16 protein-coding genes are annotated in these 12,526 nt (G+C 45.1%); 9 read left to right on the top strand and 7 right to left on the bottom strand.

Features of this window, described 5'->3' with window-relative positions:
• The first annotated feature begins 92 nt into the window (after positions 1 to 92).
• A complete protein-coding gene (locus tag KI350_RS14865) occupies positions 93 to 692 on the top strand; it encodes a lysophospholipid acyltransferase family protein (protein ID WP_020450740.1) in 600 nt (199 codons plus the stop codon).
• Positions 693 to 794: 102 nt separating this feature from the next.
• Positions 795 to 1,160: a DUF805 domain-containing protein gene (locus KI350_RS14860; protein WP_195536122.1), complete on the top strand. Its 366-nt coding sequence runs from the start codon at positions 795 to 797 to the stop codon at positions 1,158 to 1,160.
• A 29-nt stretch (positions 1,161 to 1,189) separates the two neighbouring features.
• Here the strand turns inward: KI350_RS14860 and KI350_RS14855 are convergent, their stop codons facing one another.
• The 4 genes from KI350_RS14855 to cueR all read right to left on the bottom strand — a co-directional run bounded on the left by KI350_RS14855 (position 1,190) and on the right by cueR (position 4,999).
• Entirely contained in the window at positions 1,190 to 2,467 is a 1,278-nt protein-coding gene (locus KI350_RS14855) for an acyl-CoA thioesterase/bile acid-CoA:amino acid N-acyltransferase family protein (RefSeq protein WP_026579981.1), read from the bottom strand.
• Positions 2,464 to 3,060 (bottom strand): TetR/AcrR family transcriptional regulator, encoded by a 597-nt coding sequence (locus tag KI350_RS14850; RefSeq protein WP_020450743.1) that lies wholly within the window; start codon positions 3,058 to 3,060, stop codon positions 2,464 to 2,466. Before KI350_RS14850 ends, KI350_RS14855 begins: the two co-directional genes overlap by 4 nt.
• A 130-nt stretch (positions 3,061 to 3,190) precedes the next feature.
• Entirely contained in the window at positions 3,191 to 4,513 is a 1,323-nt protein-coding gene (locus tag KI350_RS14845) for a hemolysin family protein (RefSeq protein WP_020450744.1), read from the bottom strand.
• A gap of 60 nt (positions 4,514 to 4,573) precedes the next feature.
• Entirely contained in the window at positions 4,574 to 4,999 is a 426-nt protein-coding gene (cueR, locus tag KI350_RS14840; protein ID WP_020450745.1) for a Cu(I)-responsive transcriptional regulator, read from the bottom strand.
• A 314-nt stretch (positions 5,000 to 5,313) separates the two neighbouring features.
• Here cueR and KI350_RS14835 point away from each other — a divergent pair, with 314 nt between their 5' ends.
• The 4 genes from KI350_RS14835 (at position 5,314) to KI350_RS14820 (ending at position 8,323) form a co-directional block, all read left to right on the top strand.
• Positions 5,314 to 6,687, top strand: a complete 1,374-nt coding sequence (locus KI350_RS14835; protein WP_212930508.1) for a hemolysin family protein — start codon at positions 5,314 to 5,316, stop codon at positions 6,685 to 6,687.
• Between the two features lie 97 nt (positions 6,688 to 6,784).
• Complete coding sequence (locus KI350_RS14830; protein WP_003180147.1) at positions 6,785 to 7,186, top strand: hypothetical protein; 402 nt, start codon at positions 6,785 to 6,787, stop codon at positions 7,184 to 7,186.
• Between the two features lie 209 nt (positions 7,187 to 7,395).
• Positions 7,396 to 7,683: a hypothetical protein gene (locus KI350_RS14825; RefSeq protein WP_003180149.1), complete on the top strand. Its 288-nt coding sequence runs from the start codon at positions 7,396 to 7,398 to the stop codon at positions 7,681 to 7,683.
• Entirely contained in the window at positions 7,646 to 8,323 is a 678-nt protein-coding gene (locus KI350_RS14820) for an N-acetylmuramoyl-L-alanine amidase family protein (RefSeq protein WP_009328972.1), read from the top strand. Before KI350_RS14825 ends, KI350_RS14820 begins: the two co-directional genes overlap by 38 nt.
• Before the next feature lie 206 nt (positions 8,324 to 8,529).
• Here KI350_RS14820 and crcB read toward each other — a convergent pair whose 3' ends face one another.
• From crcB to KI350_RS14805, 3 genes are read right to left on the bottom strand one after another with little or no spacing between them, the layout of a single operon-like run.
• Positions 8,530 to 8,886, bottom strand: a complete 357-nt coding sequence (gene crcB, locus KI350_RS14815) for a fluoride efflux transporter CrcB (RefSeq protein ID WP_039072566.1) — start codon at positions 8,884 to 8,886, stop codon at positions 8,530 to 8,532.
• Entirely contained in the window at positions 8,883 to 9,284 is a 402-nt protein-coding gene (locus tag KI350_RS14810; RefSeq protein ID WP_023856526.1) for a fluoride efflux transporter FluC, read from the bottom strand. Before KI350_RS14810 ends, crcB begins: the two co-directional genes overlap by 4 nt.
• A 15-nt stretch (positions 9,285 to 9,299) precedes the next feature.
• The gene (locus KI350_RS14805) at positions 9,300 to 10,004 is read right to left on the bottom strand and encodes a glycerophosphodiester phosphodiesterase (protein WP_236808538.1); all 705 of its coding nucleotides are present in this window, start codon (positions 10,002 to 10,004) and stop codon (positions 9,300 to 9,302) included.
• Between the two features lie 191 nt (positions 10,005 to 10,195).
• Between KI350_RS14805 and KI350_RS14800 the strand changes: the two genes are divergently transcribed.
• From KI350_RS14800 to KI350_RS14790, 3 genes are all read left to right on the top strand, one after another.
• Positions 10,196 to 10,303, top strand: a complete 108-nt coding sequence (locus KI350_RS14800) for a YhdX family protein (protein ID WP_003180159.1) — start codon at positions 10,196 to 10,198, stop codon at positions 10,301 to 10,303.
• 182 nt (positions 10,304 to 10,485) lie between these two features.
• Positions 10,486 to 11,562: a mechanosensitive ion channel family protein gene (locus tag KI350_RS14795; RefSeq protein ID WP_039072568.1), complete on the top strand. Its 1,077-nt coding sequence runs from the start codon at positions 10,486 to 10,488 to the stop codon at positions 11,560 to 11,562.
• 29 nt (positions 11,563 to 11,591) lie between these two features.
• On the top strand, positions 11,592 to 12,341 hold the full coding sequence (locus tag KI350_RS14790; RefSeq protein WP_059232087.1) for an NAD-dependent protein deacylase: 750 nt from the start codon (positions 11,592 to 11,594) through the stop codon (positions 12,339 to 12,341).
• Positions 12,342 to 12,526: the final 185 nt, after the last annotated feature.

The following is a 12,526-nucleotide window of genomic DNA, read 5'->3' as shown; positions in this document are numbered from 1 at the left end:
GAAAAATCATTTTTTAGTACCAGGTAATAAAAAAAATTGTTATAATAATAAAGGGAAACCTCATACGACTACATCAATAAAGGAAGTGCCATATGTATAAATTTACTGGTTATGCTGCAAAAGCGATTCTTTCTTTGCGCGGCGGAATTAAAGTATACAATAAAGAAAATCTTCCTAAAGACACAGGTTTCGTTATTGCGTGCACACATGCAGGATGGGTGGATGTCGTCGCACTGGGTGTCGGCATTTTGCCTATGGAAATTCATTACATGGCGAAAAAAGAGCTTTTTGAAAATAAATTAAGCGGTTCTTTTCTTTCAAGCATCAACGCATTTCCCGTCGACAGGGAAAATCCCGGGCCAAGCAGCATCAAAACCCCGATCAAGCTGTTGAAAGAAGGAAAAATCGTCGGCATTTTCCCAAGCGGAACGAGATCATCTGAAGATGTTCCATTGAAAAGAGGGGCTGTCACGATCGCCCAGATGGGAAGAGCGCCGCTTGTGCCCGCCGCATACAGCGGTCCTTCCAACGAAAAAGAGCTTTTCAAGAGAGGCAAAATGAAACTGGTCATCGGCGAACCGCTCAATCAGGAAGATTTCGCTCAATATTCGTCAAAAGAAAAGCTGGTCAAGATGACGGAGGCTTTGAATGACAGTATTAAAGCTTTAGAGAAAAAGCTGGAGCAGCTATAATTCAAACATATGCAAGGAAAAACAGCTTCTCACGCACAGAAGCTGTTTTTTAATTTTTTGGGCAGTATTTTAGAACGATATTTATTGGTGAGGAGCTTATATATGAAATGGTATTTGAAAGCAATAAAAAACTATGCAGGATTTACAGGAAGGGCGAGACGAAAGGAATTTTGGCTGTTTTGCTTTTTCTCATACATGATTTTGGTCCTCTACGGTTTTTTTAAAGCCATTCTGCATCTTCCGGAATATGAAATAGAGACATTTTTAGGGATGGTTTATTTGCTTGCCATTCTTGTGCCGGGCTTGGCTGTCACGATCCGCAGATTGCATGATACGGGTAAAAGCGGCTGCTGGATCTGCATCGGTCTGATCCCTCTCATTGGGCAATTTACTTTGCTGATCATGCTTTGTCAAAACAGTGTAAAAGAGGAAAATCAATACGGGCCGAACCCGAAGGGAGCTATCTAAGCGAAAACCGCCTGTCCCCAGGCGGTTTTTTAGTTGTTTGGGGCAGTTGATTTTTCTAAAAACAAAAGCAGTTCCCGCCAAAATGTTTGAGCTGCAATGGCATCGGCTTCAGTTTTTCCCCCATAGGCTATTTTTCGGCTTTTCCGCCCGGATGTCGGAAAGTATGGAGGCCTGATATTATGGCCGGCATCTTCGAAATATAGATGTTTAACAGAATAGGGAAATCTCTTCTTTTTCAGCCGTTCAACGATTTTCTCGTTCATAGAGGCGGAGGGCCATACCAAATCATCCGTACCTGAAGTTAACAGAATAGGCCCATTAATATGTTCCGCTTTTATAATTGCTGGATGATCCTCTTTCACTTTCCGTAAAGCTTTTTTGTAAAGATCAGTAAAAGCATGAGGCTGTCTTGTGAGCTTATGTGTCACCATATTCCACAGCTGAGAAAGCGAAAACAATGGCAGCGGGGCAAAGGCGAGCGGTGCGCCGTCCAGACTCCAGGAAGATGTCTGCCGAAATTTTTTTAATCCAACGCCTTGAAAGACGACCCCGCCGCCTACATGAGAAACCGCAAAACGGATTTCAGGAAAATGGGAACCTATCAGCAGCGCCAGTTCGCCGCCTTTTGACCTTCCGCATATTCCGATCTGACGATGATGAAGTCCTTCTTGGCGTCCGAGCCAATCGATCGCTTTCCGGAAATATTCAAGCGGGATTTCAACCAGTTTTTTAGGAAGCTGTTTGTATTGAAAATAAGGGATTGCAAATGTTGCATATCCGTAATTTGCTAACATGCCTGCCATTGTTTCATCAAGACCGCCGTCAGATCCCCCTAATACGATGACTGCGGGAGGCCGGTTGACAGCAAGCGGACGAAAAAATGTGCCGGACAACCCATTTTCGCTTACTTCCTGTCTCTCTACTGTTTCAGAAAGCAGCACTCGTTTTATTTCTTTACTCAGGATCGTGCGTTCTTTTTGCTTCACCTCAATCCTGTAAACGGAGGAATTAACCGATTTTTTATGGAACGAGCAGGAGGATTCAACCGCCTGCATTGACCAAAAAAGCCCCATTTGATCTTTAGACTGGTAGGTTCCTTTTATTGGGGCTGCTGCTGCAGGGTCGACTTCTCCCAATCGATTCGCTTGAAAAACAGCATGTGATCTCCACTCTGCGTCAGCTTCATCTTTCACAGTCAAGATGATTTCAATGATGTCAAACGGTCGGAGTCCGCTTATCTTCAGGTTTATTTTTTCATCCCATTTGGAAACTGCAGGTATGTGCAAAACCGGTTGCAGAGTAATCAAGACGGCACTTCCTTTTCAAGTTTTGTATAAAATAAATCGACGCACTCCTCAACATAGTCATCAATACGATCATCGAACGACTCCTTGAATGCGGGCAAATGTTGAAACATAATGTATTGATTCAGCAAACCGAAAAACATTTGGCTTAAAATTTGAAAATTGCCGCCTGAAATTTTTTTTTCGGCATAGAGGTTCGCAAAATAAGTCTCTAAAAAGCGATTGAGACGGCGGGGAATATCCATGATTAATTCGCAAACTTCCTTATCCTGTACTGCATCATTAAAGTAAAGTAAAAAAACAGTACCTTTTTCCAGGTTTTCTTTTAGATATGCTTTCGCAATGAATGAGAGGTCTTGTCGTAAATCGCCGCTCAGTATTCCTTCAAGTTCTCCAATAAAATCTCCCGATGACACATGTTGAATAACACTTTCCCGAAATAAATTCTGTTTATTTCCGAAGTGTCTAAAAAGGGTCAAATGATTGACGCCTGCTTTTTGGGCAATTTCTCTGGTGGATGCGGCTTGATATCCTTTTTCTTTGAAAAGGGCAAGCGCCGCTTCGATTAATCGATCCCTTGTAGATTGTGCTGACATAAGTCCCTCCTGAAATGTAATCACTTGATTACATGATAATTGAATTTTGCTCTGTAATCAAGTGGTTACATATTTTGAATGCAAAAAAAGAGGATACAAATTCATTGTATCCCCCGGTTTGTTCACAATGTTATTCCGCTTCCTCAAGCAGCGGCGTTTCCGCAGCTTTTTTCACCTCAACGTATGAAACGTGGTGGCCGTCGATTTCGTTGATCGTGAATTCAAATCCCTGATCGGTGATCATGTCGCCTTTTTGGACGTCATATTTTTGCGTCAGGAACCATCCGCCGATCGTGTCAATTTCCTCATTGTCGAGCTGAATGCCGAGCAGATCGTTGACTTGGTTGACGAGCACTTTACCGTCGAGAATGTAATGGTTTTCGCCAATCTTGCGGATTTCATTAATTTCATCGATATCGAATTCGTCACGGATTTCGCCGACGATTTCTTCAATGATGTCTTCGACCGTCACGAGTCCGGCCGTTCCGCCGTATTCATCAGAAAGGATCGCCATATGAACGCGTTCTTTCTGCATTTTCAGAAGCAGATCGTGGATCGGAACAGTCTCGATCACATGAATGATCGGATTGATAAACTGTTCAATCGTGTCTTCTTTGGAGCATTCTCCGCTGATGCAGGCCGTTAGTATTTCCTTGACATTGATGACGCCGACGATGTTGTCCTTATCTCCGTCTTCGACGGGATAGCGGGTATAGCCTTCGACCTTCGTGATGTCGATCATCTCGGCGATTTTCATATCATTTGGAAAGCTGACGACTTCTGTTCTCGGGATCATGATTTCCTTGGCAAGACGGTCATCGAATTCAAAAATTTTGTTGACATATTTGAACTCAGATTGATTGATTTCGCCGCTTTTGTAGCTTTCTGACAGAATAATTCGCAGCTCTTCCTCTGAGTGCGCCATTTCATTTTCAGAAACCGCTTCAAGGCCAAACGCTTTCGTCAGCAGCCTTGCCGATCCGTTCAGCGCCCAGATGAATGGGAACATGATGCGGTAGAACCAGATCAACGGTTTTGCAAAAAGGAAGGAAACGGCTTCCGCTTTTTGGATCGCAAGCGTCTTCGGAGCGAGCTCGCCGACAACCACATGCAAAAACGTAATCAAGCTGAAGGCGATCACGACTGAAACGATGTGTGATACAGAGCTCGGAATGTTCCACTTCACAAATAGCGGTTCAAGCAGCCGGGCAACTGTCGGCTCCCCGAGCCAACCGAGACCGAGAGCCGTCAAAGTGATGCCGAGCTGACAGGCCGATAAATATTCGTCTAAATGCGTAATGACTTTTTTCACCGAAACCGCTGTTTTGTTTCCTTCAGCAATCAATTGATCAACCCGCGAGCTTCTGATTCTGATAATCGCAAACTCAGACGCTACGAAAAATGCTGTTAAAGCAATTAATACAGCAACAAAAACCAAATTAACTATTTCCAATTAGGACCTTCACTCTAGCGTGAGAATGAAGGTAACACCTCCTGTTTAGTAAAAGATTAACTAAAGCAGCAGTAAAAAGGACTGGATGACCGTCATTTTTTCAGGAGAAAGCCGGCTTTTCAGAATCTTCCGTTCATCGGGATTCAACCGTTTCAATCTGTTTATGAGCACGGAAATATTGTCATTGACATGATCAATTTCCGTTGTCAGGCTTCCAATTTCATCATCATTCACAGTTGAAGAGGGAAACTGGTTTTCCAGCCTTACTTTAATGTCGGACAGGGCCAATCTCTGCTGCTTGCAGTCCATAATAAACTTCAGCCGTTTGAGAGCGGCTTCATCGTAATAACGGTAGTTTGAACATGATCTGTCAGGCGTTAACAGCCCGAGATTCGTATAATAATCGACAGTCCGTTTTGTTACGCCTGCAGCAGCTGCTAATTCGCCAATGCGATATTTCTCTGCCCCATCTGCATCCCTCCTCAACCATCACGTTATAGTTATAAAACATTTTAATATATTAGAAGCTGTTTATACAAGTTAATTGATCAAAAAAAGGCGTAAAATTGATGCGAAAACCTTTATTTATCTAAATATTCGAGAAAATATTGTTAGATTTAAAGTTTAGACATTTGACTGACTCTTTTTTAATAAAGTAAGATAATAGTATATATTTGGCTTGGAGGTGGTTAGATGGGGCCCTCTGCATAGTCATTTTTACAGAACGCACATCAGCCTTATTAAGGGAATTTGAATTCATCAGGAGGTGACTCCTTGTCCTTTGTGAAGGATAAGGTTAAATGGACGATATTGTTAGTCTGATAATCATCGGGATTCTGATTGCATTAACCGCTTTTTTCGTGGCATCGGAATTTGCGATTGTCAGAGTCAGAAGCTCCCGCATTGATCAGCTGATTGCTGAAGGAAACAAAAAGGCGGTTCGCGCAAAACAAGTGGTGTCGGATTTGGATGAATACCTTTCAGCTTGCCAGCTCGGCATTACGATTACAGCACTCGGACTCGGCTGGATGGGGGAGCCTACGGTTAAAAAGGTGCTGCATCCGGTCTTTGAAAGCTTGCATGTTTCTGGCGCTGTATCGCACGCTCTTTCAGTTGCCATTGCATTTTTAGTGATTACATTCCTGAACGTCGTGGTTGGAGAACTTGCCCCAAAAACCATCGCGATTCAAAAAGCCGAACAGATGACACTGTGGCTGGCGGGACCCCTGCACTTTTTCAATGTTGTGATGTTCCCGTTCATTTGGACGCTGAATGCCTCAGCCAGAGTGCTGACCGGGTTATTCGGTTTGAAGCCTGCTTCGGAAAAGGATGAATCCCATTCGGAGGAAGAGCTGCGAATCCTGTTATCAGAAAGCTACAAAAGCGGAGAAATCAATCCGTCTGAATATAGATACGTTAATAAAATCTTTGAATTCGACAATCGGATCGCCAAAGAAATTATGGTGCCGCGCACTGAAATCGCCTCTGTCCCGGTGGATATGCCGATCGATGAGGCCATTTCGGTCATGCTGCAGGAAAAGTATACGCGCTGGCCTGTCTATAAAGGCGATAAGGATCATGTCATCGGCATGATCAATACGAAACAGCTGTTTACGGATATGCTCATGATGTCAGAGGCTGAGAAAAAGCGATTGTCCCTTGAATCCTATGTCCGTCCGGTTATTGAAGTCATTGAAACCGTACCTGTTCAAAAGCTGCTGATCAAAATGCAGCGGGAGCGGATTCACATGGCGATCTTAACGGATGAGTACGGCGGGACATCTGGTCTTGTGACGGCCGAGGATATTCTTGAAGAAATCGTCGGGGAAATCAGGGACGAATTCGATGAAGACGAAAAACCGCTTATCGAAAAAGTCTCCGATCATGAATACATCATGGACGGCAAAGTGAGAATCGATCAGGTCAATGAGCTGTTTGAAGACGATCTCGAGGAAGAGGAAGTCGAAACAGTCGGCGGACTTGTGCTGAAAGAAAACATAGATATCGCGGAAGGCCAGGCGGTGCATATCGGCTCCTACACGATAACGGTTCTCGAAATGGAAGGGCGTCTGATTAAGCACGTCGAAGTTAAGCGGGAACAAACAACAGAACATGTAGAGCTGGCACCGGCAAATCCGGTCGTCGTTAACGAAGTCACCTTGAGCGAAAAATAGCTCAAGGTGATTTTTGATTTTAAGAAAAAAGTCATTTGAACAGGAACTTTTGTTCGTATATAATGGGAACAAATGTTCTGTTTGAGAGGTGATTGATTTGCTGTGGTACGAAATCATTTCGGAGGAAGAGAGGAAAACGTATATTAAGCGGATCGAATTTCATTTGCGGAATTGGAAAAATTACAAAGCCGCCGTGCTCAATTTAGAAAGGAGGATGGAGAAGGAGCAAAAGAACGGGCTCACCGTCAAAGAAAGAAACGCTGAATATCAGATCGACGCGGAAAAAAGGCTCTATCAATTTTTGCTTGATTCGATGGAAACGGCTGTCTCCGAATTGGATGAGCTCGAGCGGAAGTTGGTGGAATGCCGGTATATTCATAATTGGAGCATGGGAAAATGCGCGATGGAAATCGGCTACAGCGAAAAAACGCTGTTTTTAATGAAGAAATCGCTGCTGGACAAGCTGCTTGTCAGCTTGGCGGCGATCACGAATATTTAACGGATGCGAGGGCTTGTCTCAAACAAGCCCTTCTTTTCTGCGCCGCTTCAGTTTTTTTTCAGGTTCTTGACGCGATGATGACACGGGAGAGGGCAGCTTTTCTTTTATGATAAAGACAAGCTTTAAACAGCGGGGAGGTTTGACACATGTAATGAAACAAATGCCGGTCATTTTTTGAGACAAACGCTTCAGGAAAGGAGAGGAAGAACATGGATTTTTCTGAAATTGCGCTCGTTCCGCTGATTACGGGATTGGTGCATACGGTAAAGCTTGTCGGCATTCAGAAACGATTTCTCCCCATCTGTGCAATTGTCTTCGGCATCTCGATTTCTCTCTTGTTTACCGCAGGGGACTGGAAGGAAGATATGATGATCGGAACTTGGCTTGGCTTGTCATCAGTTGGATTTTACTCCGGCTCAAAAAACGTCTTGAAACCATTATCAAAGGAGGAGATTGAACATGAAGATTTATTTGGATCCGGGACACGGCGGAAGTGATCCGGGAGCATCGGGAAACGGTTTGCAGGAAAAGGACGTGACGCTTGCGATTGCTCTCAAAATGAATGACATTCTATTAAAAGAGTATGATAACGCAGAGACGAGGCTGAGCAGAACAACAGACAAAACGGTCACGCTTCAGGAGCGCACAGATGATGCCAATTCGTGGGGGGCCGATTTATTTGTCTCCATTCATACAAACGCTTTTGACGGTACAGCGTACGGGTATGAAGATTATATCTACAGCGGCTTGACCGATGAATCAGTTACTGCTCTTTATCAACGGATCATTCACGGCGAAGTGATTAAACAGAACGGACTCAGGGACAGGGGAATGAAGAAGGCGAACTTTCATGTTCTTCGGGAAACAGCGATGCACGCCATATTGACGGAGAACGGCTTTATCGATCATCCCGAAGATTCGGCAAAAATGAAAAGCGCCGCCTGGATCGAACAGACGGCGCGGGGACATGCAGCCGGCATCGCACTCTGCCTCGGTCTGACACACAATGAGTTTCCCCTGTATAAAGTGACGATGGACGGGGGACAAATTGGAGCTTACCAAGAAAAAGACGATGTTTTGAACGTTATTTCTGCGAATTGGGACAGCTTTCAAACAGCGGCCATTGAAAAAGGATAAAAAGGGAAGAATCCATTTTGAAGCATTCAAAATGGATTCTTTAATGTGTTTGTATCTTTTTTAGTTGTCCGTGGTGTTCCTTTCTGAACAATGCCATTCAAATCAGGGCACAGCTTTTGCGACGGCGGGCGCAAAAAAAATGACAACCGGAAGTACATGTGCAAGCGCCTGTTCATAGCCGAACAAGCATCATTGTTTCATCATCTTCACAAAATCAGCATGCTGCCGGCCCAGAACCCCCCGAGTGAGCATGCCATTGTAAGCAGCATGTAAACCGCTGAATCCTTTACACGTTTTGCAGCCAAAAGCTGAACCGCTTCGACGCTGAATGTGGAAAATGTTGTGAAGCCTCCGAAAAATCCAGTTCCGACCAAGATAGAGACCGTTTGATTGTCAATGCCGAGGCTGACGAATATGCCGAGGGCGAATGAGCCGACAATATTGACCACCATCACGCTGACAGGAATGCGCGGGCGCGGAAACATCGCCATGAGCATATTGCCGAGCCAAAATCTTAAAACGGAGCCGAATCCTCCGGCGATCATAAATCCAACTGCCATCATGATTGATACCGCTCCTTTTCTTTCCCTGACGCTCCGCTCATCCTTTTGCCGATCATGATGCCCAAAAATGCGGAGCACACCCCACAGGCAAGCGACACGATCAAGTACAGAACCCCGATGTGCGGAGCGGCCGATTGCAGCAAAAATACGGTCTCTTTAGAAAAAGCGGACATTGTCGTATATCCTCCGCAAAACCCCGTTCCTAAACATAACTGGACGAGCGGCTTTTTTGCCCGAGCCGCAAAAAAACCTGTCAAAAGGCCGAGGAGAAGGCTTCCAGACGCATTTTCAATAAAAGTCGGCCAAGGAAAACCGGCGGTGCCGCCATGCAGATTGACGAAGTAGCGCAGCAGCGAGCCGAGGGCTCCTCCGATAAAAACGGCAACAGATGATTTCATACTCTTCCTTCTTTCTCAAAAATAATCCGGGTAGTCGGTAATGATCCCGTCGATTTTCCAGCTTTTCAGGCGGCGTCCCGTTTTCTCCCCGTTGACCGTCCAGGCCAGCGCCTTCAAATCACAGCTGTGAATCGATTTGATCAGAAAAGGGCTGACCATCGTAGCTTTCAGGCTGACGTACCGGGCAAACTCCGCGATTTGCCGCAGCCGGGCGCGCGTCAGCATTCCGAATCGCGGCCTGATCAAAACGGCGGTCGGAATCGAAGGATACATGTGATGAAGCGCCCTCATGGCGCCTGCGTCAAACGACTGGACAATCGTGTTCATCGAATGGCCGAACCGGCTGATCAGTTGTCCGGCCGCTTTTTCGATTCCGGGCTGGGTTTTGGACGACTTGATTTCGATGAGAAGGCCCGTCTCGTTGTGATATTTCCCCAGAACAGCTTCAAGTGAAGGGATTTTTTCGCCCTGAAATTCCGGGCTGAACCAGCTTCCCGCATCAAGCTTTTCGAGCTCATTCATCGTATACTCGCGAACGAAACCGGTACCGTTCGTCGTTCTGTCAACTTTGTCATCGTGGATGACGGCAAGTCTGCCGTCTTTTGTCAGCTGTACATCGAGTTCGATAAAATCAGCCCCGAGCTCCACCGCTTTTTCAAAAGCGGCAAACGTATTTTCAGGGGCGTAAGCCGAGGCTCCGCGATGTGCGATAATATGCAAGCATGTCAGCTCCTCTTGATAAAATCTTTCCATCACAAGGATACCCGATTTTAGCGATGCAAGTAAATCATTTGACTGAAGCGGACAAAAGGCAGGGAGAAGAGACAAGCGACAAATTTCGGCAAAATGGTACAAAAGGATCATTTACTAAAGATTCTGATATTTTATAATGGACAAAAGGAGGCGAGATGATGGGTAAAGGGAGAATTAAAGTGGAAGAACGGATTAAGATCGAAACCGATGCTGAAATGTTTAAAGCGACTCTCCTTGATCAAACACAGTCTCAGAAGAAGAAATAGCGGTGTTGGCCCGAATCACGTTGTCTCTGGAACAATAAAATATGATGATCATCAGGCTGCCGAAGTGTTCGGCAGCCTTTTATGCGTGTCGACGGTTATTTTTGGTGCACAATAAAGTGAGAAATTTTTTTCTCGTTTTAGTATAATTAAAGCTTGATGAGTGAAATAAGGGAGAGAAAGCAATGTTCGAAAAGTATATGACAATGGATTTCGCTGTCGATATCGGAATCAGCATCGGTATCCTTCTTTTATTTTTCGCGTTTCGAAAAATATTTACGAAGTACTTGTTCAACTTAATACTGAAATTGACGAATAAGACGAAAACAGACTTTTTTAATCAGGTGGCGCTGGCGTTTGAAAAGCCGGCCCGGTGGTTTTTTGCGATACTCGGTATTTATCTGGCTATCATTTATTCCCCGTTTTTTGATGGGCATATGGCGATCGTTCATAAACTGTACAGAGTGTCCGTGATTTTGGTCATTGTAAGCGGCCTATACAACTTAACGGCGGCTTCGTCGGTTTTATTCGATAAAATCAATAAGCGGCTTGAGCTTGATATGGATGATATTCTCGCGCCGTTTTTGTCCAAGATTCTCCGCTTTATCATTGTAGCGCTCGGAATCAGCGTCATCGCCGGAGAGTTCAATTATGATGTCAACGGATTTGTTGCCGGACTCGGGCTCGGCGGCTTCGCTTTTGCTCTTGCGGCAAAAGACACTGTCGGCAACTTTTTCGGCGGAATTGTCATTATTATGGAGAAGCCCTTTACAATCGGCGATTGGATTGAAACAAATATTGTCACCGGATCTGTTGAAGATATATCGTTCAGAAGCACGAAAGTCCGCACGGCTGGAGAAGCTCTTGTGACCGTCCCCAACTCGGTGCTGGCTAACGAAGCGATCATGAACTGGACGAAAATGCGAAAGCGTCAGGTTACCTTTACGCTCGAAATCGATCCATCCACCCCGCGCGAGAAAGTCGAACGATGTGTGGAGCGTTTCAAAGAAATGCTCAAGTCGCACGAAGGGGTCAACCCGGATGTGATTATGGTCAATTTCGACGTCCTGAAGGATACGCATTTAAGCATCTTCTTCAACTACTATACCAATACGACGGTCTGGGCCGAAAACTTGGACGTCAGACAGGATGTCAACTACCGCATTCTTGATATTATGAAAGAGGAGCAGGTTGATTTTGTTTCTCCGGGTCACAGCCTCTTTGAGTTGAAGAAAATGAAAGATCAGCAAGGAGATGCTTAGGTAACGCTTTTGGAAGGGAGACAAGCCAAATGGAGGAAAAAGCCCTGAGATTTGTGAAGATGATCGAAAATGCCGAGCGCATTACCGTTTTGACAGGCGCCGGTATGAGCACGGAATCAGGTATTCCCGATTTTCGTTCAGCCGGCGGCATATGGACGGAAGATCTGTCAAGAATGGAAGCGATGAGTCGTGATTATTACGAACGATATCCAAAATTGTTTTGGCCGAAGTTTAAAGAGCTTTTTCAAATGAAAATGACCGGAACTTATCAGCCGAATGACGGGCACCTTTATTTAGCCGATCTCGAGAAAAGCGGTAAGGATGTCAAGGTATTCACGCAAAATATCGACGGACTGCATCTCAAGGCGGGAAGCCGGCATGTATATGAACTGCACGGTTCGATTCAAACAGCCGCATGCCCAAAATGCGGGGCGCGCTATGGTCTTGACCAGATTCTTCAAGAAGAAGTGCCAAGATGCCATCGCGTCAATGGCAAGGGGAGAGAATGCGGATTCATATTAAAAACGGATGTCGTGCTGTTCGGCGATGCCGTTCAGCATTTCGACACGCTTTTTGAAGCCCTCAACGAATCCGACCTGCTTTTGGTGATCGGCACTTCACTTGAAGTGGCGCCTGTCAGGTTTGTTCCTGAAGAAGCGCACCTGATCCCAGGCTTGAAGAAAGCGATGATCAATCTCGATGAGACACCTTACGATCATTTATTTGATATTGTTATCCATCAAAAAATCGCCGAGTTTGTTCGGAATCTTAATTGTTAAAAAGGCGCTCCAGACCGGAGCGCCTCAGCTTGTCGACAAAGTCACAAAAAATGGCTTCATCGACAAGCTTTTTTTGTTAAAATGTGAGTGAAATCTAGTTTTTGGAGGTTTTTCCATGTTGTCTAAGCACTCTAAAGATCAGCGCGAACAGCTTGAAGTCTTTGCCTTAAGTGAACTTGTCCCGG

The sequence above is a fragment of the Bacillus sp. J41TS8 genome (genome assembly GCF_018333035.1).
GTDB lineage: Bacteria > Bacillota > Bacilli > Bacillales > Bacillaceae > Bacillus > Bacillus paralicheniformis.
The sequence above is the reverse complement of the archived record's forward strand: the minus strand, read 5'-3'. Positions and strand labels throughout refer to the sequence as shown.

Excerpts from the sequence above, each read along its gene's own strand:
- KI350_RS14865 (WP_020450740.1), top strand. The coding sequence starts at position 93 with ATGTATAAATTTACTGGTTATGCTGCAAAAGCGATTCTTTCTTTGCGC.
- KI350_RS14860 (WP_195536122.1), top strand. The coding sequence starts at position 795 with ATGAAATGGTATTTGAAAGCAATAAAAAACTATGCAGGATTTACAGGA.
- KI350_RS14850 (WP_020450743.1), bottom strand. The coding sequence starts at position 3,060 with ATGTCAGCACAATCTACAAGGGATCGATTAATCGAAGCGGCGCTTGCC.
- KI350_RS14835 (WP_212930508.1), top strand. The coding sequence starts at position 5,314 with ATGGACGATATTGTTAGTCTGATAATCATCGGGATTCTGATTGCATTA.
- KI350_RS14825 (WP_003180149.1), top strand. The coding sequence starts at position 7,396 with ATGGATTTTTCTGAAATTGCGCTCGTTCCGCTGATTACGGGATTGGTG.
- KI350_RS14820 (WP_009328972.1), top strand. The coding sequence starts at position 7,646 with ATGAAGATTTATTTGGATCCGGGACACGGCGGAAGTGATCCGGGAGCA.
- crcB (WP_039072566.1), bottom strand. The coding sequence starts at position 8,886 with ATGATGGCAGTTGGATTTATGATCGCCGGAGGATTCGGCTCCGTTTTA.
- KI350_RS14810 (WP_023856526.1), bottom strand. The coding sequence starts at position 9,284 with ATGAAATCATCTGTTGCCGTTTTTATCGGAGGAGCCCTCGGCTCGCTG.
- KI350_RS14800 (WP_003180159.1), top strand. The coding sequence starts at position 10,196 with ATGGGTAAAGGGAGAATTAAAGTGGAAGAACGGATTAAGATCGAAACC.
- KI350_RS14795 (WP_039072568.1), top strand. The coding sequence starts at position 10,486 with ATGTTCGAAAAGTATATGACAATGGATTTCGCTGTCGATATCGGAATC.
- KI350_RS14790 (WP_059232087.1), top strand. The coding sequence starts at position 11,592 with ATGGAGGAAAAAGCCCTGAGATTTGTGAAGATGATCGAAAATGCCGAG.